Source organism: Streptosporangium sp. G11 (assembly GCF_051192615.1).
In the GTDB taxonomy this organism is placed as follows: Bacteria; Actinomycetota; Actinomycetes; order Streptosporangiales; family Streptosporangiaceae; genus Streptosporangium.
The window spans coordinates 391,555-413,625 of the sequence record NZ_JBPJUQ010000001.1; the positions used below are offsets into that span (position 1 = coordinate 391,555).

A 22,071-nucleotide genomic window follows, 5' to 3' on the forward strand; every position below is an offset into this window, starting at 1 on the left:
GGTGAAGACCTGGTCGATCGTCTCGTACGGCGAAGCCGGCGGACGCCCGCTCGCAAGGAACGGAGCATCACCGGGTCGCCTGCGTGACAGGCTTCGCGGCGGCGGGCTACCGCCGTTCTGGAACATGGCCGACACTGAACACATGTCGAGACGCGCACTGACCTGGTCGGGTGTAGCCGTGGCACTGGTGGCACTGGCCACGCTGGGGTGGTATTTCATTACGGTCGGCCTTGATCGCGCCGATAAGCTCGCCAGCATTCTCGGAGCGTTTGTCGGACTGCTGGGGCTGGGGCTGGCGGTTTATGGCGCTTTTTCCTCGCGCCCCGAAGAGGCCGCACCCGAACCCGAGGCCGGTGGTGTTCACAACGAGATCAGCGGCACCGTGCATGGTAATGCCGTGCAGGCCAGGGATATCGAGGGTGGGATCACCTTCGGCGCTCCGAAGCCGCACGGAGCACCGGACACGGACTGACCATCCTTCACGGAGCCGGCGTTCAGGTCCCACCGGCAGCCCCGATCCGCTGTTCTTGTCCGGACCGGCACTCCGGCAGCAGGGCGTGAGTCGTGCGTGTGTGAACCTGCCGTAATCGACCACCAGACGCCCCAGATGGGGTTGTGACCTGCCACGACACCAGCACTTCCGCTCCCTTTTCCGTTAATGTGCGAGCCCTTGAGCCAGGAAAGCCATGCGTGCACTGTTCGTACCATGGTGCTCTTGAAGTCTCCAGAGTCCACTGATCACTAGAATCGATCATCGATGAACTGGATGTCGGGATATGCGGCCATAGTGCGAATCCGGAAAAGTCTGTCACGGTCCATCTGATCGCCATCCCTCCACTCAAGGTCGACTCGGCGTAAGGCCACCGTAACCCTGCGCATCGACAATCAGCGAAGCGGTGCGATGCTACGAACACTTTTCACTCAGACCGCTTTACTCCTGATTTCGGACCGGCCGTTTGTTTTTCGGCTATTTTTGCGTGACAACTCACTCATTCCGTTGTCCCAGAGAACCGTCCAACATATGCTCCGCACAGGTGAAAACGTACAGCCAAGCCGAGTGGAGGCGGGCATGGCTCGTTCCTGGGAGGCGGACCCTTCCGCGTCGTTCGAGCGACGATTAGGAAAGTCCGCCAAAGAGTTAGACAGATCGGACGGCCGTGACGAATGCCCAGATATCTGGCAACTCAGCAACGGTGACATCGCGGTGATCGGCAGGGACCTCACGGCCGCCTACAGCCCTCACCTGCCAGAAGGTGTGTCTCTCGCCCCAGACGAGCGACTGGTCGTCATCCCGGGCATCATGCTCAGCACGGCCAAGGCGGACATCGCCGATGTTTGATCCCCACGCCCCTTTCGTCGTTCCCGCACAAGGCGTTCCACCACAGGGCGAAAAACTCGTCAGGGAGGCCTACAGACGCGACTTCCGGCAACGGGACGCGCAGATTCGCGACCATGACTCCTGGAAGTTCGAGCGACGACAGCATTTCGAGGAGCAGGGCAGTCCCAGCCGTGACGCGTTTCGCCGAGGCGACTGGGACGAGGCGCTACGGCTTCTCGACGAGAGACGAGACGACCTGCTCGCGCTCGCTCGGGAGGACGAACGCCGCGGCTCCTTCTTTCACCGGGTACGCGTGGTCGAGACGCCGCTCACACCGTATATGCGATGGGAGCTGCACTCGCTGCGGCTCCGCGCCGAATGCGGTGAGAGGATCCGTGTGATCGGTGTGGAAAAGGTGGCCGCCTCGGAGAGGACCGATCCGCTGCCCGAAGTGGTCATCCTCGGCGGCCGGACCCTTTACCACGTTCTCTACACCGCGACCGGTGTCCCGGACGGCGCGGTCCGCTACACCGATCCCAGCTTCATCGAAAGTTGGGAAAAATATATTAAAGACCTATATGAGGTCGGAGAAGATGTGATTTCCTACTTCGACCGCGAGTTGGCCCACCTCCACTCGCCCAGGACGAAGATGGAGTAGGCGTCAAAAAGCCCGGAGAAGGAGAGGAACGCTCCGGCGGTTCGCGTTCCGAACTGTCGGGCTCCTCGCGTGATGTCGTACAGGCCAGGGACGTCAGTGGCGGAGTTCACTTCCACGAGCATGGCAAACCGAGCCGGAGCGACCCCGCCGACCTCACCCCGCGGCAACTACCGGCCGATGTGCGCGGGTTCGTCAACCGCGTCGGCGAGTTCGAAGAGCTGAACACGGTTTTAGTCGGTAAGGACGGCGACCCGCGCGTCATCTCGGTGTACGTGATCGCCGGAACGGCGGGCGTGGGGAAGACATCGCTCGCGCTGCGCTGGGCCCACCAGGTCCAGGATCGCTTTCCCGATGGGCAGCTCTACGTCAATCTCCGTGGCTATGACCCGGGAGAGCCGGTCACCGCCTATGAGGCCCTGCACCGTTTCCTGGTCGCTCTCGGCGTCCGCGCCCGTTCCGTGCCGCAGGACCCCGACGCCGCCGCCGCGCTCTACCGCTCGCGGCTGGCCGGCCGCCGGATGCTCATCGTGCTGGACAACGCGGCGACGGCGAGCCAGGTCCGTCCGCTGCTGCCCGGCAGCGTGGGCTGCCTGATCGTCGTCACCAGCAGGAACCGCCTGTCGAGCCTCGCCGTACACGACGGAGCACACCGGCTGACGCTGGGCACGCTGCCCGAGCCGGAGGCCGTCGCCCTGCTGCGGGCCGTCACCGCCGGATACCGTCCGGAGGACGACGAGGAGAAGCTGACCGAACTGGCCCGGCTGTGCGCCCGGTTGCCGCTCGCCCTGCGCATCGCCGCCGAACGCGCCGTCAGCTACCCGCACATGCGGCTGGACGACCTGATCGCCGACCTGCGTGACGAGTCCGCCCTGTGGGACGCCCTGAGCACGGGGGACGACGAAGAGGCCGGAGCCGTCCGTACGGTGTTCGCGTGGTCCTACCGTGCCCTGCCCGAGCAGGCCGCCCGGCTGTTTTGCTTACTGGGCCTGCATCCAGGTCCCGAGTTCGGACTCCACGCCGCCGCGGCCCTGGCCGGATCGTCCCCCAGCCGGACCCGGCAGCTCCTTGACTCCCTGGTCGGCGCCCATCTCCTGGAACAGACGGCACCCGGCCGTTACCAGTTCCACGACCTGTTACGTGCCTACGCCGCCAACCAGGCACAGCAGGAGGAACCGCCCGAGGAACGCGAGGCCGCGCTGCGCCGGGTGCTGGAGTGGTACCTGCACACCGCCGACGCCGCCCAGAGCTGGATCAATCCCGCCGAAGCCCGGGTGGAACTCGCGCCGCCCGCGGACGGTGTGCATCCGCTGGCCTTCTCCGACTACAACGCCGCCGTGGACTGGTCCGAGCGTGACCACACGAACCTCCTGCGGGCGATCAGGAGCGCCGCCTCGACCGGGCAGGACCGGCTCACCTGGCAGCTGTCGGCCGTCCTGTCGAACGCGCAGGCTCCTTCGGCACCGGTCGCCGACTGGCTGGCCGTGGGCCGCCTGGGGTTGGCGGCGGCGGGACGGCTGGGTGACCGCGTCGCGGAGGGACAGTTGCTCACGGAGCTGGGCATGGGATACACCCGGATCAATCACCTGACCGAGAGCCTCGAATGCCACCGGAACGCGCTGGCGATCTGGCGCGAACTGGGTAACCGGCTCGGCGAGGCGCACTCGCTCAACCTGATCGGGCTGGCGCATCTCCGCACGAGACGGCTGGACGACGCCGCAGGGCACTTCGAGCAGGCCGCCGTCGCCTTCCAGGAGCAGGACTCCGCTCACTGGGAGGCCACCATGCTGTCCAACCTCGCCAGCACCCACTACCACGCGGGCCGCCTCCCGGAGGCCGCGGACGCCGTCCGGCGCGCGCTGGCGGCACACCGATCCCTGGACAACCAGCGAGGTGAGGGCAACGTCCTGCGCCTCATGAGCGAGCTCCAGCGTGAACGGGGAGAGGTGGAGGAAGCCCTGAAGTCGGCTCAGGCCGCACTGGACATCGCCCTTGCCCTCCGCCACAACCGGCTGGAGGGCTTCTGGCTCATCACCCTCGGCAACGCCCAGCAGGCCGGCGGCCGGTTCGCCGACGCACTGGGCTCCTACCACCGCTCCGCCACGCTCCATCGCCGCCTCGGTGACCGCAGCCGGGAGGCATTGGCCTGGCATGGCGTAGGCGAGACCTATCGCCACCTCGACCGTCACGCGGAGGCGGCCGACTTCCACCGCCAGGCCGCCGCGGTCCATCACGAGCTCGGCGACGCCTGGCATGAGGCCCTGGCCCTCGACGGCCTGGGGGCGGCCCTGCTCGACGAGGCCCCGGAGGCCGCTCACCGGCACTGGACGGAGGCACTGAGCCTCCTCGCCGACTACGACGATCCTCGGGCGGTGGCGGTACGCGACCGCATCGAGCTGCGGGTGACGGAGACGAGCTGAGCCGGCCGGAATGGCGGCGCGGTCAGCCAGATCGGCCCGGATAAGAGCTCCGTACCTGATTCCAAAAACCCCGTACCTCTGGCGGGTCCCACCCGCGAACATCTCCGCTCCCCGCGTTGTGGCCGGATTTTGTCGGAGCCGGTTGGTAGTCATGGCGGTACCCCCTACCGCTGGAGACGACCGTTGACCTCTGACATGGGCCTTCTCGGCGAGCTCTCCGCCGAGCAGCTCGGCTGGCTCGGCGACCTCGACCGGACTCGCGCGGACATGTTCGCCCGGCTCGACGAGCTCTACGTTCCGGAACAGTGCTGGCCCGCGCCGACGTTCGCCGAGACGGTCACCGCGGCGCTCGGGCCCGATCTCAGCGACGCGCAGTGGCGCGCGCTGGGAGTGTGGGCGCAGTTGCGGATGAGCGTGTCCCGCGACCACGAACACGACCACCGCCCCAACCCCGCACTGCTGGCCCTGCGGGTCGCCGAGCGGGAACCCGCCTGGACCGGCGACGAGATCGATCTGCTCTGGCGGGCGGCGGTCGAGCCCCTCCAGCACCGTTACAGCTACCAGGCCCCGCTGACCATCCCGTGGGCGGTCACCGGGAAGCTCACCCACGAGGAGCAACGCCGTCACCTCCCCCGGATGCGCCGGATCCAGGAGATCATGACCGGCGCCCCGTGGCACTCCTCCTCGTCGTTCAAGCGCGACCTGGACGTCTTCCTGGCCGGGCACGCCGAGAACGACCCCGTGGCGGTCACCACCTGCCTGGCCGGCGGCGGCGACGGTTTCGCCGTCCTGGTGGCCACCGAGTACGGCTCGCGCCTCGGCGACCCGCGGACGTCTCCCCTGATGCGCCACTGGATGACCGCCACCTCGGCGCGCCCCAGCCCCGCCTGGCTCAGGCAGGCCGCCGTCCTGCTCACGCCGGAGGCCGCCGTGCTCATCCGGGAGGTCCTGGATCGCCTCCCCGCCCACCGGGAGACGACGAACCGGCACAGAAACGGCGACCACACGTGGACCACGACGACATACCTCCACGAGCGCACCGCCACGCTGCTGCGCGGCATGGTGTGGACGTGTGAGCTGATCGACGAGCCGTGGACGGTCCCGCTGCTCGGGGAGGTGGCGCTGGCGGCGGGCATCGGGATCGGCGGTTCTGGACCCAACTCGCGCTGCGAGATGCTCGTCAACGCCGCCCTGCTCGTGCTGGCCGGGCGCGGCGGCCTGGAGGTGGTGGCCCCGCTCGCCCGGATGCAGGCCAAGGTCAGGAAGAAGTCGATCCTGGCGAGGGTGGCGCGGACGCTGGACGCGGTGGCCGCACAGGCCGGGCTGAACCGCGAGCAACTGCTCGACCGGACCGCGCCGGCGTTCGGGCTCGGTCCGGACGGCGTACGGGAGGAGAAGGCGGGTGAGCACGTCATCCGGCTGGCGCTGGACGAGGCGGGCACACCGCAGCTGACCTTTCTCAATCCGGCGGGCAAGCCGGTCAGATCAGCCCCGAAAGCGGTCAAGGAGAGCCACGGCGGGCTGCTCACCGAGTTCAGGAACACGCTCAAGGAGATCCGGAAGACCCTGCCCTCCGAGCGGTTCCGCGTCGAGCGGGCGCTCGCCGAGGACCGGCTCTGGCGCTGGAACCAGGTCGAGGAGTTCTTCCTCGACCATCCCGTCACCGGCGTCCACGGCAGGCGGCTGATCTGGCAGATCCTGCAGGGCCCCGCCGGGATACCGGTCAGGACCGCCGACGGCTGGGAGCTCACCGATCCGATCGGCCGCCGGATCCAGCCTCGTGCCGACACGCCGATGCGGCTCTGGCATCCCATCAGGGAACCCGTCGAGGAGGTTCGCGGCTGGCGCGACCACCTCCTGGAGATCGGGCTGCGGCAACCGTTCAAGCAGGCCTTCCGCGAGGTCTACCTGCTCACCCCGGCCGAGGAGCGATCCGGGACGCTCTCCAACCGCTTCGCCGGACACAGGCTGCGGTACGGCCAGGCCAAGGCGCTGCTGTCCGAACGCGGTTGGACCGGCCTCTCGCTCGGCCACTGGGACGCGGTGGGCGGCTCGGAGCAGGGTGAGGCCGTCAAGGAGGTCCCCGGCTGGCAGGCGCGCTGGGACATGCAGCTGCCCTGGGAGTCCTGGGAGACCGATCGCTACGGCGATCCGGCCGCGTTCTGCCTCAGCGGGCCGATCCGGTTCTATCGCACCGACGAGGAGTCGTCACAGGAGGAGCTCCGCAGACCGGCACCGCTGACCGAGGTGCCGTCGCCGGTGCTGTCGGAGGCCATGCGCGACGCCGACCTCGCCGTGGGCGTCTCCTCCGTCGGCCTCGACCCGCAGGGGCAGGGCGACTACTGGCACTCCTACAACTTCGGCGACCTCACCGAGACCGCCGAGATCCGCCGCGACGCCCTGACCCGCCTGCTCCCTCGCCTGCGTATCGCCGGCCGGGCCGAGCTCACCGACCGCTTCCTGCGGGTCCGCGGTGACCTGCGCACCTACCGGATCCATCTGGGGTCGGGCAACATCCTGATGGAACCCAACGACGCCTACCTGTGCATCGTCCCCGATGTCGCGCCCGACCAGGTCTTCCTGCCGTTCGAGGAGGAGGGCGGCATGCTGTCGGTCATCATCTCCAAGGCGCTCCTGCTGGCCGACGACGCCGCCATCACCGACCCGTCCATCACCCGCCAGATCAAGGGCTGACCCGATGTCCGCCAGGGGACACGGTAGGCTCGCCGGCTCTCGGGGGGGCGTCAGCGACTCCGCGGAACCCTGGGCGGTGCATCCGGTGCGGTCACCGACTACCGCGGCGGACCTGGGCGCGGTAGTGGTCAAGGACGTCCTGGCGAAGGAGGTGACCGAAGCCCGCCGCTTCGATGCGCAGGCCGAGTTCGGGCTCGGTCACGCCGAGCGTGACGGCGGTGTCGGCCACGTTCCAGTTGCCGGCGGCGAGCATGGTCAGCAGATGACCGCGCCGGACCTGGTTCTCCGACAGGCGGAACGTCTTGAGGTACGCGAGCCGACCGGCGCTATCGGTGATGAGCTCGCCGATGTGGTTCTCACGCTGCCGTTCGAAGGGCGGCAGGAAGCGGGACAGGCGATACCCGCCCATCTCGTAGACGCGCTGATAGGTGTAGTCCGCGCCCAGCAGCCCGCCCGCCATGACCTGGTCGTGGAAGGCCGCCCACTCGTCCTGCTGCCGACGGGCCTGCGCGCGCAGGTCGGCGAGCGACCGCACCGTCGCGTCCGCGATGCGGGCGCGGAAATCGGGCACCGGCCCGCCGAACGTCGCGTAGTGGTAGATCAGCTCGCCGTACAGATCGTGTACGAGGGTGGTGTGCAGGGCACGGTAGTCATCGGGATGCGGCACCACGAACACGGCGGCGAGCGCGTCCGCGACGTAGACGAGAATGCCGCACTGGCCGTGGTGGATCTCGAAGACGCGAAGGGCGTCCTCCAGACCTCTGACCGCGGCTCCCACGTACGCCTCCTCGACGCGGGGCGAGAGCCCGCGGCTGATCGCGCGGTGTGACCACTCCTCCCACACGATCTCCGGCCCGCCGAAGTGCAGCGCCAGATAACCTTCGAGCGCCAGGTGCAGGGGCAGGAAGCGCAGCCGGTCCTTGTCGGCTCGGCGAGCCATGCGGCGGTGAAAGCGCAGCGACATCCGGCTGGGCGGGCGGTCAGGCTCCTGCGGCCCCCGGAGCTGGGTTCCGTACGCCGCGGCGGGGGTGCCGTCGCGCGTCCAGCTCGCCACGAACCCGTGCGGAATGTAGGAGAAGTACTCGGTCCGCGAGTCCACCGCGACGACGCCGAACTCCGCGTCGTGGAGCCGGGCGTCGAGCCGCAGGTCCTCGATCGGCTCCTCGCGGACCAGCGGGACGAGCCGTACGCCACCCCACGCCTGGGCGGGGCGGCTGGAGAGCCCGGTGAGAGCGAGATCCGTCATGCGTCCTCCCGCAGGAACCCCTCGACGCGGCGCGCCAGGTGGGCGCGCAGCTCGACGATCCCGGTGCGCCCCTCCGCGAAATGGGCCAGCTCCACCAGGGCGACCAGGTTCTCGGCGTCGCGAATCCCGGCGGTCGGGACGGTGGGCGCCAGCCGCCGTACGTCGAAGTCGGCGGCGTCGTACACCGGATTGAGGTGCACGACGCCGCAGGTGTGGTCCGGGTCGAGCCGGGTGCGCCAGATCCGCAGCACCTCTCCCGCGAGCCCCGGCGGTGAGTTGTCCCATCCGTCGGAGACGATGACGAGGCGCCCGGGTCCACGTTCGAGGCCGTCGAGGATGCGCTCGCCGAGCGGTGTCGCCCCGTACGGATGGACGAGCAGCGCGTCCGAGCGGCCCGACAGCCACAGCGGCGTGTACTCGGAGGCCAGCGCCTCCAGGAGGAAATGGCAGGCGAGCGCGACGGCGAGCGGCCGGCGGCGCTTGTGCCCCGAGCCGTACGCGGAGAAGCTGTCGTCGAGGACGGCGACCACCGCGCCCCATCGCCCGGCCTGATCACCCGCTGTCCGGCGGGCGGCCGCGCGCAGCGCCGTCGTCAGCTCGGCGCGGCGGTGCACGCGATCGGCCGGCGAGAGGGCGAGCACGTACGACGCCAACCGGGTCAATGGCATCGTGGTGAGGTCGGCCCGCACCGCGCCGGCCCCCAGGCCGCGCGCCGACTCCTGCAGGCGCAGCCGCTCCAGCCGGGTGAGCCGGGGCGCGATGCGCTCCAGGAAGGCGGCGCGTGCGATGCGGTGTTTCGCCGCGAACCCCTCCGCGACCGTGTAGGGCAGCTGGTACAGCGCGGCCTGCTCGTAGTGGGCCCGCCGCCAGGTCTCCAGGATCGGCGTGGCGTAGGCGACCGGCCGGTGCGGGGTGAACAGGAACGGCCCCAGCTCCCCGCCCGGCCTCAGGTGGGCATGGCGGACGGCGTCCTTGACGGCGCCGCGGTACTTCACCGCGTCGAACGCGAGGTCGGGACGGGCGGCCAGCCAGTCGCGCATGATCGCCCTGGTCCGCCGGTTGTTGACCTTGGCCCGGCGCAGCTCGCGGAACAGCCCGTACACCCGGGGCGGCGGCAGCAGGGCCAGCCTCCGGGCGATCAGACGCCCCTCGGCCCGACGCTGCCCCGGGTCCGCCTCCCCCGTCGTGGCCAGCAGGTTTCGAGCGATCAGTACGGCGTTGTGGTCGTTGACGTCCAGGGCGAGGGTGGCCGCGTACAGGTCGCGATAGTTGCCCAGCAGGTAGCGGTGCAGGAAGTCCAGCGAGAGGCTCTGCTCGTCCGCGTCGGAGTGGAACTCGCGCTGGCCGGTGGAGGTGATCGCCGCGTTCACGAACAGCAGGACGTCCTCGGCGGCGATCAGATCCGCAACGGTCTCGATGTGAGCTTCGATCGCCGCCTCCGGGGTGATGTACGAGGTCGGCCGGGGAATGGGAGCACGAGCTGCGAATCATCGCTTCAAAGGCGGGTCCCGGAAGTCGCGCCGGAGTCCCGCGGCCGACCCCGGAAGAGTAACACCGATATATCGCCTTCTTCTGCCTTATTTCCCGTCGCTGTGGGAGCTGAGACCGGGAAAAGCATCCGCACCGTCATCAGGAACGAACGCGTCATCGGAACTGTCGTGTCTGCGCGGCGAGCACCGCGGCTCGAACCTCCGCGGGCAGTTCGACCACTACCACCTCCACGGCGAAGTTCCTCAAAGCCATCGCCGCCCACGACCTGGCGGCTGTGAAGTGATGCGCGGCGAGCGGGTCGGACAGGCACAGCACCAACCGTGGCGAAACCTCCAGCGTGGAGGCCACGTAGAGAAGCTTCAGCGTGTCGGAGAGCACCTTGTTCTTCTGGGCGGCCTTCGGCCGGCCCTGATGCGCCCACGCCTCCACCAGGATCGACAGGTCATCGCTCACACCGTCGATCTCCACACGCACTCCGTCGGACAGCGAGATCACCCTTGGCGCGAGAACCACACCGAAGCGCTCCCCCACCATCTCCAGCATGACGCGTTCGGCCCGTCGCTGCTCATCGCTGTTTCCCGGCGGAAGGTCCTTGGGCTGTCCTTCCAATTCCGGCTTCGGCCCATCGGCTGAGCACGGCTTCCGCGGACGTGAGGGCGCGACGGAACCAACATGCTCCAGATCGTTGACGATCTTTCCTTCCGGGCCGGTATAGCGTCGCAGACGCCCCGCCTGAGCCAGGCTCCGACACACCTGATTGATCGTTTGGCGAGGGGTGACGTCCAACCGGCGGGCGAGTTCGTCGTCGTCCAGGGGGCGACTCGAGTGCCGCAGCTCCTCCAGGACACGTGTCTCGAGCGTCAGGACGGCCATGAATCGAGTGTCCCTTCAGAAGAGGGGAACCTCTACCCGCCCTGGCATGGAAACACATTGGTATTTGAATTCAGGAGTTATTCAGAGAATTAATTCCCGCTTCTGTGTGCGTGGTGCCCGACGTCTGCCCGTCCTTCAGCCCTCCAGCCATTCATGCTCACCGACCGGGACGACCTCTACGTCCTCGTCGGCAGCGCCCGTATGCCGGTAGGACCAGGCGCGCTCCGACGATGTCGACCTCCGGCGACAAGAGCGTGACCGGTGAGCATGGAACAGGCTCGACTGGCTCACGGCGAGATAGGAAACCCTGCCGTGCGCTGTCCTGGTCCCGTTCCGGTGACCTCTGTACGGTCCTCGCATGGGCGCTACGCGCTGGACCTGGGTCAACGGCCATTACCGGAATCAGAACGGCAAGAGGGTCTGGGTGCGCGGGCATCCACGCCGGTTGTCCGGCGGTCCGGGTGCCGACGAGGTCGGTGCGGGTCTGGTGGCGGTCATCGGGTTCGTCCTCGTGCTCGGAGCCATGATTCCGACGAGCGGCAGCCCACCGCCTGAGCAGCGCGAACCGATACCGGTGGCCTCACTTCCCGCCGACCTTCCCGCTGACCTTCCCGAAACGGAGCCGCCCCCCGAACCGATCGAGAGCGAGCCTCCCCCGGAACCGGTGGAGAGTGAGATTCCCCCAGAACCGACGGGCACCGGCCGGCCATAGATCGCGCGAGTTCGGAAAGCCGTACACCACGGCCGTGGACGTGACCGAGACGCGGGCTTCTCTGTGCCGCGACCGGCTACGGTCTCCGCCCTCTCCATCCGATGCCGGGCCCGGCCAGTGTGTGCGATCCACGCACCCGCACCGCGAGTGCCGCCGCCCACCCCCAGCCCAGGAGCGCGATGGCGCGCAGGAGCAGGCTCAGCGGCCGGGAGTCCTCGCCGTCGTCCGACAGCAGCCCCGCCAGCGCATACAGGGCGGGAAGCGCCACGCCGGTGGCCGCGCAGTAGAGCGCCCATCCGCGCTCTCCCCGTTCGGCGAAGTAACGGGTGAAAACGAAGCATGCCGCGACCAGCGAGACGAACACCAGGCCGAAGGCGGCGCCGTGCAGGACGTAGCTCAGGCCGGGGGCGTCGGGAAGACCCCGCGGCGCGCCGGGCGGGTAGCCCCACGCCGGTTCGAAGCGGAAGACACCGGCCCCGACCAGGCCGGTCCCGTACGCGCCGATCAGCAGCGGCCCCCAGGTCCCGCCGCGGCCCGGCCGCAGCGCCCGCCACAGCCCGGCCGCGAACGCGATGTTCAGCAGCCCGGTGATCACGAAGTTGGTGATCTGGATCCACCCCAGGTCGCCCAGGCTCAGCATGCTGAGCGGTTGCCGCCGTGGATCGAAGTCCGCGCGCGTGTAGTCCTGGATCACGACCACGAGGACGAACAGCGGTCCGGCGACGGCACCGCAGGTCAGCAGCGCTCCGGTCAGCCGCCGTTCTCGTATGGCGGACATGGTTCTCCCCTCTGTGACCGGCGTCCCCGAGGTGTTCGGGACGTCCGGCGCGCGAGCTTTCCTTAGCAGCGCTAAGTGCGCGTCGCCGTCATGCTTCCTTAGCGCTGCTAAGGTGTCAACCGATGGGAGAGAACAAGCGGGGGGCCGGCCTGACCCGGCAGATGATGATCGACACGGCGCTGCGGCTGCTCGACGAGGTCGGCCTGGACGGGCTGACGGTGCGCAGGCTCGCCTCGGAGCTGGGCGTCCAGTCACCCGCCCTGTACTGGCACCTGCGCAACAAGCAGGAGCTGCTCGACGGGATGGCCGACGCGATCGTCCTGACCGCCGGGATGGGCCCGCCCCGCGACGGCGAATCCTGGCAGGACTGGCTCGCCCGCCGGGCCCGCGCGTACCGCGCCTCCCTGCTCGCCCACCGCGACGGCGCCCGCCTCGTCGCCAACGCCGCGAGCCTGAGCCCGGCGACGGTCAGGATGTTCGACGAGGAACTGACCGCCATGGTCGGCCGGGGCTTCACCCCGGCCCTGGCGCTGCGTACGATCACCGCCCTCACCCGCTACGTCAACGGGTGCGTCCTCCAGGAGCAGACCGAACGCCAGGCGTCGTCGGGCACGCCCGCGGACCGGCTCGCAGCGCTGGCCGCACTGCTCGACGGAGGCATGGAGGCCACCTTGATCGCGGCGTTCCTGGAGAGCGGCGGCTCGTTCGGCGAGGACGCCTTCGAACACGGCCTCCAGGCCCTGATCGACGGCACGGCCACCGCCCTGACTCGCACGGCCTGAGCCCCCACCACGGCCGGAGGCCCTCCGCACGCACCGATGTCGTCAGGGGAAACCGATCCCCATGACCGCGAACCGGTGACCCCACCCACTCGCCACCTCACCTCGTCCGCCGGTACGCACGCCCTGTGCAAAAATGATCATGGCTTCCAGAACCATGAATCGGTCCATCCGGATTGCCGAAAAGGTGCTCGGCACCGCCGAGGACACCATCGAGGAGAGGATGTCGGTTGTCCGTGACGGACTCGGAGCTCGCCGGCGAGCTTCGCGAGCTCGCCGATCATCCTCATCTGGCGGCCCGCCGGGACCAGCTGAACGACCTCGCGGACGCGATCACCGATCCCGGAGGAGCCGGACGCTGGTGCGAGATCGACCTGTTCGCCGCCTTCGCCCCCGACGACAGCATCCTCGTGGACGACGAACCGTCGGAGACCACCTCCCCTCCGGGGAAACGGCGGTGGCGCCGGGGGCTCGGCGTCGCCGTCGGTCCGGCCCTCGCCTTCGTGCCGGTCCTCATCACCTGGCTCGGGTTGATGACGGCCACGGGCGCCTACGGGGACGTCCTCGACGACGGCGGGCCGGAGGCGGCTCGACGGCCCTTCCTGGAGATGTGGCAGCAGGGCTTCGACGGCAGGCTGCCCCAGGTGTTCGAGTTCGACAACATCGCGCTCTGCACCCTCGTCTCCATTCTCTGCCTCATCTTCTGGACCGTGTACGAGAACATCGCGCGAAACCGCAGGGAGGACGCCTCGGAGCGGGCGCTCCGTGCCCTTCGCGTCCGGCTTCGCGGGGCGCTGACCCAGGCGAGCCTCGTACTCGGCCAGGTACGGCTCTCCTCTCCGGAGCGGTTCGGGGCCGAACTCAGCAAGACGGCGGCCGACATCGGTTTCGTCGGGACCACGGCGCGCAAGGTACACACCGAGCTGGTCGAGGCGCTCACCCTGACCCTGGAGGCCACCCGGAAGAGCACGGACGCGCTGGCCGGCAGCGCGATCGACGTACGCGACGCCGTCGAACTCCTGGGCGGGCACCTGGCGGCCATCAACAACACCTGTGACGACATCGCCGCGGCCGTGGCACGGACCTCGACCATGATCAAGGCCTTGGACGCCTCCCAGAGAATCCGGACCCCGCGATGACGGCCCGGCGAAGGACCTCCGCCTCGCCCCTGATGGCCGGTTGGCTCTCCGCCAACCTGCTGCTCGGGCTCATGATCATCATGCTGGGAACGCAGGCGCCGCTCCCCTCTCCCGCTTCGCCCGCTTCGCCCGCCGAAGCCGTGGCGGACACCACGCGACTTCGGCCGGACACCGTCCGGTCCCTCACGGAGACCACCCGGCCTCCGGCGGAAAAGCCCCAGACCGAAAAGCCCCCGGCGGAGGAGTCCTCACGGAAGGAGCGGAAGAAAACCGAGAAGTCCCCGGCAGAGGAAAGTCCCGCCCGCTTCCGGCTCCTTCCCTCCCCCTGCACGGATCTCGTCGGAGGCGTCCGGGCGGAACCGACCACTCTCTCGTTCCGGGTCGCCCCCGGCACCGGTGACGGCGTGCTGGCCGCGCAGGTACGTCAGGAGCTGCGCGGACACGGGGGCCGCCTGGCCGGACGGCGCGCCGGCATGGTCCTGACCTTCGGCACCGGCGACGGCGCCGGGGAGGGCGTCCGCCTGGCCACGCGGGTCAACGCCGCCATCCGCGAGGCGTACCCCCGCGTCTTCGGAACAGCCGTGACCCGCAACTTCCACGACCTCGCCGCCCCGAACGGGTCGATCTCCATGGAGATCTACTTCGTGACCCACGGCTGCTCCCCCGCTCCCACCGACTCGAGAAGCACCAGGTAGGCCCGGCGCTCGCCGCCGTGGACCCTACCTAAGAATCTCCTGCGAAGCCCTCTTCCCCGCCCGGCACGGGGTCGCCCCGTCGCGGATTCCGGTCGATGTCCGTATCTGTGGGTTGTAGGGCCCTACGGTCATGGCGCCGTGATTGGGCGGTTCGTAGATTGGAGGTGCCGCCGGAGGGGCCGGTGGGCAGTGTGAGCAGGGGTGATGGCGATGATCGGCGACTTCTCCGCAGCGGCCGGGATACGGGTGCCGGACTCGACGCTGGCGAGGGAGGCGACCGCGCTGGTACGCGACAGCGTGAGCGAGCTGATCTACGACCATTCGCGCCGGGTGTACTTCTTCGGCGCCCTGCAGGGGCGCGACCGGAATCTGGGCTTCGACCCCGAGTTGCTCTACGTCGCGGCCATGTTCCACGACCTGGGCCTGGGCGAGCCCTTCCACGGCAGCGGGCGGCGTTTCGAGGTCGACAGTGCCGACGAGGCCCGCCGTTTCCTGCGGGAGCGCCAGGTGCCCGAGGACGGCGTCCGCCGGGTGTGGACCGCGATCGCCCTGCACACCACCCCGGGCGTCCCCGAGTTCATGGAGCCTGAGGTGGCACTGGTGACGGCGGGGGTGGAGTACGACGTGCTGGGCATCGGCTACCACGACATCAGTGAGGCCGACCGTGCGGCGGTCGTGGCCCTGCACCCGCGCCCCGGCTTCAAGCGGCGCATCCTCGACGCCTTCACCGAGGGGGTCCGGCACAAGCCGCAGACCACGTTCGGCAACGTGAAGGCCGACGTGCTCGCCCACTATGTTCCCGGTTTCGTGCGCGGGGACTTCGTGCGCACCATCCTGGACTCCCCGTGGGCCGAGTAGCCTCGCGCCGGCGGGCGGAGCACGTGGTCGCGGTGACGGCCTTCGACGGCGTGCAACTGCTGGACGTCACCGGTCCCGCCGAGGTCCTCACCACGGCCAACGGCTTCGGCGCCCGTTACGCGGTACGGATCGTCTCCCCGTCCGGCGCGGACGTGCGCACCTCCTCCGGGGTGCGGATCGGGGTGGACGGAGCCCTGGAGAGCCTGCCCGCACGGCTGGGCACGGTCATCGTCCCCGGCCGCCACGACTGGCGGCGGGCCGTGGCCGACCAGGACCTGCTCGCCCTGGTCACGGAGCTCGCCCGCCGCTCGGCGCGGGTCACCTCGGTGTGCGCCGGGGCCTTCGTGCTGGCGCAGACGGGCGTGCTCGACGGACGGCGCGCCGCCACCCACTGGCGGCTCGCCGCGCAGCTGGCGGCCGCCTATCCCCGGGTGAGGGTCGAGGCGGACCCGGTGTTCGTCAGGGACGGCCACGTCGTCACCTCCGCCGGCGTCACCGCGGGCATCGACCTGGCGCTGTCCCTGGTCGAGGCCGACCACGGGGCCGGTCTCGCGCGCGACGTCGCCCGCGAACTGGTCGTCTTCATGGCCCGCCCCGGAGGGCAGTCCCAGTTCAGCGCCCGCCTGGCCCCGTGCGAGACGGCACACCCGGTGCTGCGGCTCGTGATGGACGGTGTCGTGGCCGACCCGGCCGCCCCGTACAGCCTGGAGTCCCTGGCCCGTGAGGCCGGTGTCAGTGCCCGCCACCTCAGCAGGCTCTTCCGCCGCGAGACGGGGACGACCTTGGGGCACTACCTCGAATCGGTACGGCTGGAGGCGGCCCGGACCCTTCTCGAAGCGGGGAACAACCCCGTGGAGAAGGTGGCCGAGGAGTCCGGCTTCGGGTCCGCGGAGACCATGCGCCGCGTCTTCCAGCACACCCTGGGCATCGCCCCGACCACCTACCGGGCACGCTTTCGCACCACCACCACCGCCACCGTCCAGTCCACCTCGTCATGAGCGTCCGCCATGGTCGGGACGGCAGCGCGACCCCGTTCCCGTGTGCCCGTCCGCGGCCCACCTGATCAGGCGTTCGCGGGCGGTCCTGAACGGCCCGAACTCAGCGGGCGGGTCCCGCCGGGGCGAGCCGCGATGGCCTCAAGGGTTCGGCGGTGGTCCGTCCACCGTCGTCCACGGACCGGATCGGCCGGCGTCAGCGGCTCGATCCGGTCCCGCATCGCATCAGTGATCACCGACCGGACGGACACATCCGATCAACCGACCACCCCGTCGAAGAGACATGCTCTAGTTGTACTCAACCTTTGTGGTCAGTACATCTAGTAGCGGGGTTTGCGGCTCAGGGCGACACCGGCCACCAGGAAGACGCCGCCGATCACCCCGGCGCCTATCGCTCCGGGGGTGTTGGCGGGGGTGCTGCTGGCCTGGAAGACAGCGGTGACGATGCCCATCACGCCGCTGATGTAGCAGAAGATCGTGATGAAGATCTTGACGTTGGTGCTCACTGGATTCCTTCGGTGGTGTGACGGCCGTCGGACGGCGCGTCGGGGGCGGTACCGGCTGCGGTGAACCCGAGGAGCATCACCCAGGCGTTGGGGTCTGCGCGGAACCGGTTCCAGCGGTCGGCGGCGAGGGCGAACTCTCGAAGCGACAGCACGCCGGCCGTGAGGAGCGGCTGCAGCCGTCCCGGACCGAGGTGGGGGGCAAAGTCATCCGTTGGCCGGGTGTCGTTGGTCGTGGCGAACGGGCGAAGGGCGACCTCCGTGAAGCCGGCGTCGCGTAACAGGCGGGTGAGGCGGCGGCCGATCGTACGGTCGCCGCCGGCGGCTTGCTGGGTCGCCGCCATCTTGGCGTGGATCCCGGCCAGTTCCGGGTAGGCGGGCTCGGCCAGACCCCAGCAGGAGGCGTCCACCTCGGTGACCAGGATGCGGCCACCGGGGCGGAGGATCCTGCGGGCCTCCGCGAGGGCCGGTGCGGGGTCGGGGAGATGCTGAAGGACGTACCGGAGAAGTACGTATCCCGCGCTCGCCGTTTCCAGCGGCAGGTCGGCGGCATCGGCGACGATCAGTTCGGCACCGGCGCCCTCGGCGTGAGCGAGCAGGTCCGGGTCGATGTCCACGGCGACGAGTGACAGGTCGGGCATGGCCCGGCGCAGCCGCCTGGTGATCGCGCCCGACCCCGCGCCGACCTCCACCAGCGGGCCGCCCGGCGCGGTCAGGCCCAGCTCGCGCAGCAGGCTCAGTTCCTCGTCGAACGAGAGCGCCGCCTGGGCCTCCAGCCGGGCCAGCTCGCCCGCCATCCCGCCCGCCGTGGTGGCGGCGGGGTTGTACGAACCGGCGTTCGGCGCCGAGGGGGCCGGGGTGGCGGGATCTCGCGGGGTGGGAACCGGCCGCGCGGTGCCGTGGTCGGTGTCGTGGTGGTCGGTGACGGTCGCCGTGAGGTACGGGGGTATGGGGGTGGTCGTCATCGGGAGCTCACGATCGTGTGCGTGACGTGCTGCGGGCGGTGGTCATCGAGGGGTCACGACCATGTGCGTGCCGTACTTCCCAGGGTCGTCATCGGGAGCTCACGATCATGCGCATGCCGTGTTTCGGCCGGAGCGTCACCAGGGCCTCCGGCTCCACCGGGAAGCCGGGTTCCAGCGTGAGCCGTACCGACTGGGACAGCATCGCCAGGACCAGCGTCGCCTCGATCAGTGCCAGGTGCTGGCCGATGCAGATGCGCTCGCCGCCGCCGAACGGCAGGTACAGGTGGCTCGGGAGGTCGGCACCGTCGAAGCGGTCGGGTACGTACGCATCGGGGCGGTCCCAGTAGCGGGGGTCGCGGTGCAGGACCCACTGGCTGACGCAGACGAGCGTGCCAGGTAGTACCGGGTGGCCGTCGAGCTCGTCGTGGCCGGTCGCGCGGCGGGAGATCAGCCAGACCGGGGGGTACAGGCGCATCGCCTCCTGCACGGCCCGGCGGCACAGCGGCAGGTCGGGCAGGTCCTCGGCCGTGGGCCGGCGGGTGCCAAGGACCCGGTCGACCTCGGCGCGGATCCGTTCGGCCTCCTCCGGGTGACGGTCCAGAAGGTAGAGGGTCCAGGTCAGGGCCTTGGCGGTGGTTTCGTGACCGGCCATGATCAGGGTGAGGACCTGGTCGCGGAGGTCGGTGTCCGTGAGGGAGCCGAGCATGGTGTCGAGCAGGGTGGCGGTGGTCCGGGGAGAGGCGCGGCGGGAGGCGATGACCGTACGCGTGATCATGTCGAGGAGGGCGCGGGCGCGTACGTAGCCCTGCCGCCTGCGGACCGTGTCGGCCGGGTCGGGATCGGGGTCGGGTACGTAGTGGCCGATGAAGCGGTTGACGTCGTCCACCGCCCGGCCGAACCCGTCGCCCGCCGCGCCGAGGTCCACGTCGAGCACCGCGCGGGTCAGGATCGACAGGGTGAGCGAGGTGAGGTGGTGGTCGACCTGCTGGGGGGCGCCGGTCTCCGCCGGGCCACGCCAGCGCGCCAGCAGGGCGGCGGTCTCGTCGGTGATGATCTCGTCGAAGGAGGCGACCTCGCTGCGGCGGAAGGCCGGGGCGCACAGCCTGCGCTGACGTGACCATTCCGCGCCGGTGCTGGTGAGCAGGCCGTTTCCGAGCAGGGGGCGCAGCATGTGGTCGTCCGGCGTGTTCTCCTTCGTGTAGTTGCCGACGTTGTCCTTGAGGATGTGCCGGGCGAGATCCGGGCGGTGCGCCATGAAGACGGTCTCGCCGTTCGCGTGATGGCCGGTGACGTCGCCGTAGCGACGGGCCAGGCCGGTCACGAACCCCAGCGGATCGCTACGCATGCCTCCCATGTCCACCGGGCCGGACGGACCCGGGGGAAACCGCGTGCCGGTAGTGGTCACCGACACCTCCGTTCAACGCGCCTAAGTATCTCCATTACGTATTCACGGGCACCGGATATACGTATTGAGTATTATTGATGATTCCATCCGTACTGTGGGATGCTGCCAATGTAACACCGCATCGGAGAAGGTATCAATACTTACATGAATGGCGAATAACTTAAGTCTTGGTATGCGCCGCCCGGCATGCGAGAGTCCATTTCAGTTGCCAACGCAGAAAGCAGCGGCAAACACCCGAGAGGGAGAATCGCATGGCACTCGAGCCGCAGGAGCGCGCGGAATTCATCAACGCCTACACCCGCACGCTCATCACCGCCTGGTCGGACGAGGAGTACGCGGCCCGGCTGAACGCGAACCCGCGTGCCGCGCTGGCCGAGTCCGGGCTGGTGGTCCCGGAGGACGCCGAGATCGTCATCGTCCGGCACATCCCCGAGGGGCACGAGGAGGGCAACCTGGACGTCCAGGTCGGCCTGTGGGAGGTGGGCCTGGCGACCGGGCAGTTCGAGTTCCACATCCCTGAGACGCCGGTGGTCGACGCCGCCGAGCTCAGCGAGGGCGACCTGTCCGACATCTCGGCCGGCGCCGAGGCGGATGCCTGCTACTACTGCTGCTGCCCCTGCTGCTGCTGCACCTGATTTACGGCGACATTTCCGCCGTCGTTCACGGCGGCATTTTGAAAGTCGCCATGCCGTTCCCGTTCTCGTCTCCATCGGAGGATTAAGTCGATGGCTTCCGCCGCCGCGGAAAACGATCCGGTCGCCGTCACCGGCCTGAACAAGCGTTACGGAGAGCACGTGGTGCTCACAGATCTGAGCCTGCGGGTGCACCGAGGCGAGGTGTTCGCCTTGCTCGGGCCGAACGGCGCGGGGAAGACCACGACCGTCGAAATACTGACGGGAGTACGGCGGCGGAGCGGTGGAGACGTGAAGGTCCTCGGCCAGGATCCGGCCAGGGACCCGCGGGAATGGCGGGCGCGCATCGGGGTGGTCGGCCAGTCCACCGGCGCCTATCCCGATCTCACGGTGGGTGAGGTGGTGAGACAGTTCGCCGCCATGTACCCCAGGCCGCTGCCGCCCACGCAGGTGCTCGACATGGTCGGCCTGGGAACGTACGAGAAGAAGAGGACCACGGAACTCTCCGGCGGCCAGCAGCGCCGCCTGGACGTGGCGGTCGGCGTGATCGGCGACCCCGAACTGATCTTCCTTGACGAGCCCACCACCGGGCTCGACCCGGTCGCCCGCCGCGAGGCGTGGGAGCTGGTGCGGTTCTTCTCCGGGCGCGGCCGCACCACGGTGCTGACGACCCACTATCTGGACGAGGCCGAGACGCTGGCCACGCGGGTGGGGGTGATCGCGGGCGGGCGGCTGGTGGCCTGCGGGCCACCGGGCGAGCTGGGCGGGCGGGAGACGACCCCGGCCACCGTGTCGTTCCGGCGTTCCGAGTCGCTGGCCGGCCGGGACCTGCCCGACCTGCCTCGCGGGGCGGTGCTCGAACCGGGACCGGCCGGCGCGGGCGACCCGGTCACCGTGCTGACCTCGGAGCCGACCCGGCTGGTGAGCCTGCTGGGGGCCTGGGCCGGGGCCGAGCTGCCCGAGCTGACCGTGCACCGGCTCACCCTGGAAGAGATCTATATCAACCTCATCGACCGGCACCGGGAACAGCCGGAGGAGAACACGTGAGCGTCACGGAATCCGTTCGCGCGCCCGGCCGCGGGCTGCTGCCCGACCTGTGGCGGGCCAGTGCCGCCCGGTCGTCGGTCGAGCTGAAGTCGTTCTTCCGCAACAGGCAGTCGCTGGTCTTCACCCTGTTCTTCCCGGTGATCCTGCTGGTGGTGTTCGGCGCGATCTTCACCGGCAAGGTGCAGGGCACCGAGACCGATTTCCGGCAGGTTTTCATGGCGGGCATCGTGGCCGCCGGTGTGATAAGCACCGCCTTCTCCGGGCTCGCCATCAACATCGCGATCGAGCGGGACACCGGGCTCATCAGCAGGCTGGCGATGACGCCGATGCCCAAGTCCGCCTACTTCATCGGCAAGCTGGTGAAGGTCGTGGTGACCACCGTGGTGGAGATGGCGCTGCTGCTGAGCATCGCGGTGACCGCGTTCGGACTGCCCCTCCCCAGCACCGCGCAGCGCTGGTTCACCCTCGCCTGGGTGCTGACGCTGGGCACCGTCACGTGCGCGCTGACCGGGATCGCCTACAGCGCGGCGATCCCGAACAGCCGTTCCGCCGCGGCGATCGTGACGCCGGTGTTCATGGTGCTGCAGTTCATCTCCGGAGTCTTCTACCCCTTCCACCAGCTTCCCGCGTGGATGCAGACCACGGCCGCGCTGTTCCCCGTGAAGTGGATGGCGCAGGGGTTCCGCTCGGTGTTCCTGCCGGACGGCTTCACCGTCGTGGAACCGGCGGGTGGCTGGGAGCTCGGCCGCGTCGCGCTGGTCCTCGGGCTGTGGGCGGCCGGCGGCCTGCTGCTGACCGCGTTGACGTTCGGCTGGCGCAACGCGCGCGTGCGGTGATCGTGCGGACGATCGATCGTACGGGCGCCT

At 69.4% G+C, this 22,071-nt stretch carries 21 protein-coding genes; 14 read left to right on the top strand and 7 right to left on the bottom strand.

Annotation, left to right across the window (positions count from 1 at the left end):
* Position 1: 1 nt before the first annotated feature.
* The 5 genes from ACSDR0_RS01875 (at position 2) to ACSDR0_RS01895 (ending at position 7,087) form a co-directional block, all read left to right on the top strand.
* Positions 2 to 472, top strand: coding sequence for a hypothetical protein (locus ACSDR0_RS01875; RefSeq protein WP_435286932.1), 471 nt, complete (start codon positions 2 to 4; stop codon positions 470 to 472).
* Between the two features lie 597 nt (positions 473 to 1,069).
* Complete coding sequence (locus tag ACSDR0_RS01880) at positions 1,070 to 1,339, top strand: hypothetical protein (protein ID WP_435286933.1); 270 nt, start codon at positions 1,070 to 1,072, stop codon at positions 1,337 to 1,339.
* The gene (locus ACSDR0_RS01885; RefSeq protein WP_435286934.1) at positions 1,332 to 1,976 is read left to right on the top strand and encodes a DUF6879 family protein; all 645 of its coding nucleotides are present in this window, start codon (positions 1,332 to 1,334) and stop codon (positions 1,974 to 1,976) included. The genes ACSDR0_RS01880 and ACSDR0_RS01885 overlap by 8 nt, the downstream gene beginning before the upstream one ends.
* 179 nt (positions 1,977 to 2,155) lie before the next feature.
* Positions 2,156 to 4,393: an ATP-binding protein gene (locus ACSDR0_RS01890; RefSeq protein WP_435286935.1), complete on the top strand. Its 2,238-nt coding sequence runs from the start codon at positions 2,156 to 2,158 to the stop codon at positions 4,391 to 4,393.
* A gap of 183 nt (positions 4,394 to 4,576) precedes the next feature.
* On the top strand, positions 4,577 to 7,087 hold the full coding sequence (locus ACSDR0_RS01895) for a DUF4132 domain-containing protein (RefSeq protein WP_435286936.1): 2,511 nt from the start codon (positions 4,577 to 4,579) through the stop codon (positions 7,085 to 7,087).
* A 91-nt stretch (positions 7,088 to 7,178) separates the two neighbouring features.
* On the opposite strand, the gene ACSDR0_RS01900 is transcribed toward ACSDR0_RS01895, so the two are convergent.
* The 3 genes from ACSDR0_RS01900 to ACSDR0_RS01910 all read right to left on the bottom strand — a co-directional run bounded on the left by ACSDR0_RS01900 (position 7,179) and on the right by ACSDR0_RS01910 (position 10,697).
* Complete coding sequence (locus ACSDR0_RS01900; RefSeq protein ID WP_435286937.1) at positions 7,179 to 8,333, bottom strand: ARPP-2 domain-containing protein; 1,155 nt, start codon at positions 8,331 to 8,333, stop codon at positions 7,179 to 7,181.
* Positions 8,330 to 9,703, bottom strand: a complete 1,374-nt coding sequence (locus ACSDR0_RS01905; RefSeq protein ID WP_435286938.1) for a hypothetical protein — start codon at positions 9,701 to 9,703, stop codon at positions 8,330 to 8,332. Before ACSDR0_RS01905 ends, ACSDR0_RS01900 begins: the two co-directional genes overlap by 4 nt.
* A 274-nt stretch (positions 9,704 to 9,977) precedes the next feature.
* A complete protein-coding gene (locus ACSDR0_RS01910; protein WP_435286939.1) occupies positions 9,978 to 10,697 on the bottom strand; it encodes a hypothetical protein in 720 nt (239 codons plus the stop codon).
* A gap of 358 nt (positions 10,698 to 11,055) precedes the next feature.
* Between ACSDR0_RS01910 and ACSDR0_RS01915 the strand changes: the two genes are divergently transcribed.
* On the top strand, positions 11,056 to 11,409 hold the full coding sequence (locus ACSDR0_RS01915; RefSeq protein WP_435286940.1) for a hypothetical protein: 354 nt from the start codon (positions 11,056 to 11,058) through the stop codon (positions 11,407 to 11,409).
* Between the two features lie 76 nt (positions 11,410 to 11,485).
* On the opposite strand, the gene ACSDR0_RS01920 is transcribed toward ACSDR0_RS01915, so the two are convergent.
* Positions 11,486 to 12,187 carry a DUF998 domain-containing protein gene (locus ACSDR0_RS01920; RefSeq protein ID WP_435286941.1) on the bottom strand — a complete coding sequence of 234 codons (702 nt, stop codon included), beginning with the start codon at positions 12,185 to 12,187 and terminating at the stop codon, positions 11,486 to 11,488.
* Positions 12,188 to 12,309: 122 nt separating this feature from the next.
* Between ACSDR0_RS01920 and ACSDR0_RS01925 the strand changes: the two genes are divergently transcribed.
* The 5 genes from ACSDR0_RS01925 to ACSDR0_RS01945 all read left to right on the top strand — a co-directional run bounded on the left by ACSDR0_RS01925 (position 12,310) and on the right by ACSDR0_RS01945 (position 16,656).
* Entirely contained in the window at positions 12,310 to 12,969 is a 660-nt protein-coding gene (locus ACSDR0_RS01925; RefSeq protein ID WP_435286942.1) for a TetR/AcrR family transcriptional regulator C-terminal domain-containing protein, read from the top strand.
* A gap of 233 nt (positions 12,970 to 13,202) precedes the next feature.
* Positions 13,203 to 14,105: a hypothetical protein gene (locus tag ACSDR0_RS01930; protein ID WP_435286943.1), complete on the top strand. Its 903-nt coding sequence runs from the start codon at positions 13,203 to 13,205 to the stop codon at positions 14,103 to 14,105.
* The gene (locus ACSDR0_RS01935) at positions 14,102 to 14,800 is read left to right on the top strand and encodes a hypothetical protein (RefSeq protein ID WP_435286944.1); all 699 of its coding nucleotides are present in this window, start codon (positions 14,102 to 14,104) and stop codon (positions 14,798 to 14,800) included. The genes ACSDR0_RS01930 and ACSDR0_RS01935 overlap by 4 nt, the downstream gene beginning before the upstream one ends.
* A 204-nt stretch (positions 14,801 to 15,004) precedes the next feature.
* A complete protein-coding gene (locus tag ACSDR0_RS01940; RefSeq protein WP_435286945.1) occupies positions 15,005 to 15,658 on the top strand; it encodes an HD domain-containing protein in 654 nt (217 codons plus the stop codon).
* Complete coding sequence (locus ACSDR0_RS01945; RefSeq protein ID WP_435286946.1) at positions 15,646 to 16,656, top strand: GlxA family transcriptional regulator; 1,011 nt, start codon at positions 15,646 to 15,648, stop codon at positions 16,654 to 16,656. The genes ACSDR0_RS01940 and ACSDR0_RS01945 overlap by 13 nt, the downstream gene beginning before the upstream one ends.
* 317 nt (positions 16,657 to 16,973) lie before the next feature.
* On the opposite strand, the gene ACSDR0_RS01950 is transcribed toward ACSDR0_RS01945, so the two are convergent.
* From ACSDR0_RS01950 to ACSDR0_RS01960, 3 genes are all read right to left on the bottom strand, one after another.
* On the bottom strand, positions 16,974 to 17,159 hold the full coding sequence (locus tag ACSDR0_RS01950) for a hypothetical protein (protein ID WP_435286947.1): 186 nt from the start codon (positions 17,157 to 17,159) through the stop codon (positions 16,974 to 16,976).
* Positions 17,156 to 18,121: a class I SAM-dependent methyltransferase gene (locus tag ACSDR0_RS01955; RefSeq protein WP_435286948.1), complete on the bottom strand. Its 966-nt coding sequence runs from the start codon at positions 18,119 to 18,121 to the stop codon at positions 17,156 to 17,158. Before ACSDR0_RS01955 ends, ACSDR0_RS01950 begins: the two co-directional genes overlap by 4 nt.
* Before the next feature lie 88 nt (positions 18,122 to 18,209).
* Positions 18,210 to 19,466, bottom strand: a complete 1,257-nt coding sequence (locus tag ACSDR0_RS01960; RefSeq protein WP_435286949.1) for a cytochrome P450 — start codon at positions 19,464 to 19,466, stop codon at positions 18,210 to 18,212.
* Positions 19,467 to 19,777: 311 nt separating this feature from the next.
* Here ACSDR0_RS01960 and ACSDR0_RS01965 point away from each other — a divergent pair, with 311 nt between their 5' ends.
* The 3 genes from ACSDR0_RS01965 (at position 19,778) to ACSDR0_RS01975 (ending at position 22,041) form a co-directional block, all read left to right on the top strand.
* Positions 19,778 to 20,161 carry a hypothetical protein gene (locus ACSDR0_RS01965; RefSeq protein WP_435286950.1) on the top strand — a complete coding sequence of 128 codons (384 nt, stop codon included), beginning with the start codon at positions 19,778 to 19,780 and terminating at the stop codon, positions 20,159 to 20,161.
* A 90-nt stretch (positions 20,162 to 20,251) separates the two neighbouring features.
* Entirely contained in the window at positions 20,252 to 21,205 is a 954-nt protein-coding gene (locus ACSDR0_RS01970; protein ID WP_435286951.1) for an ABC transporter ATP-binding protein, read from the top strand.
* Positions 21,202 to 22,041 (top strand): ABC transporter permease, encoded by an 840-nt coding sequence (locus ACSDR0_RS01975; RefSeq protein ID WP_435286952.1) that lies wholly within the window; start codon positions 21,202 to 21,204, stop codon positions 22,039 to 22,041. Before ACSDR0_RS01970 ends, ACSDR0_RS01975 begins: the two co-directional genes overlap by 4 nt.
* Positions 22,042 to 22,071: the final 30 nt, after the last annotated feature.

Coding starts and splice junctions, on each gene's coding strand:
- ACSDR0_RS01970 (WP_435286951.1), top strand. CDS start 20,252: ATGGCTTCCGCCGCCGCGGAAAACGATCCGGTCGCCGTCACCGGCCTG.
- ACSDR0_RS01885 (WP_435286934.1), top strand. CDS start 1,332: ATGTTTGATCCCCACGCCCCTTTCGTCGTTCCCGCACAAGGCGTTCCA.
- ACSDR0_RS01925 (WP_435286942.1), top strand. CDS start 12,310: ATGGGAGAGAACAAGCGGGGGGCCGGCCTGACCCGGCAGATGATGATC.
- ACSDR0_RS01940 (WP_435286945.1), top strand. CDS start 15,005: ATGGCGATGATCGGCGACTTCTCCGCAGCGGCCGGGATACGGGTGCCG.
- ACSDR0_RS01900 (WP_435286937.1), bottom strand. CDS start 8,333: ATGACGGATCTCGCTCTCACCGGGCTCTCCAGCCGCCCCGCCCAGGCG.
- ACSDR0_RS01960 (WP_435286949.1), bottom strand. CDS start 19,466: ATGCGTAGCGATCCGCTGGGGTTCGTGACCGGCCTGGCCCGTCGCTAC.
- ACSDR0_RS01915 (WP_435286940.1), top strand. CDS start 11,056: ATGGGCGCTACGCGCTGGACCTGGGTCAACGGCCATTACCGGAATCAG.
- ACSDR0_RS01920 (WP_435286941.1), bottom strand. CDS start 12,187: ATGTCCGCCATACGAGAACGGCGGCTGACCGGAGCGCTGCTGACCTGC.
- ACSDR0_RS01965 (WP_435286950.1), top strand. CDS start 19,778: ATGGCACTCGAGCCGCAGGAGCGCGCGGAATTCATCAACGCCTACACC.
- ACSDR0_RS01880 (WP_435286933.1), top strand. CDS start 1,070: ATGGCTCGTTCCTGGGAGGCGGACCCTTCCGCGTCGTTCGAGCGACGA.
- ACSDR0_RS01910 (WP_435286939.1), bottom strand. CDS start 10,697: ATGGCCGTCCTGACGCTCGAGACACGTGTCCTGGAGGAGCTGCGGCAC.
- ACSDR0_RS01935 (WP_435286944.1), top strand. CDS start 14,102: ATGACGGCCCGGCGAAGGACCTCCGCCTCGCCCCTGATGGCCGGTTGG.
- ACSDR0_RS01955 (WP_435286948.1), bottom strand. CDS start 18,121: ATGACGACCACCCCCATACCCCCGTACCTCACGGCGACCGTCACCGAC.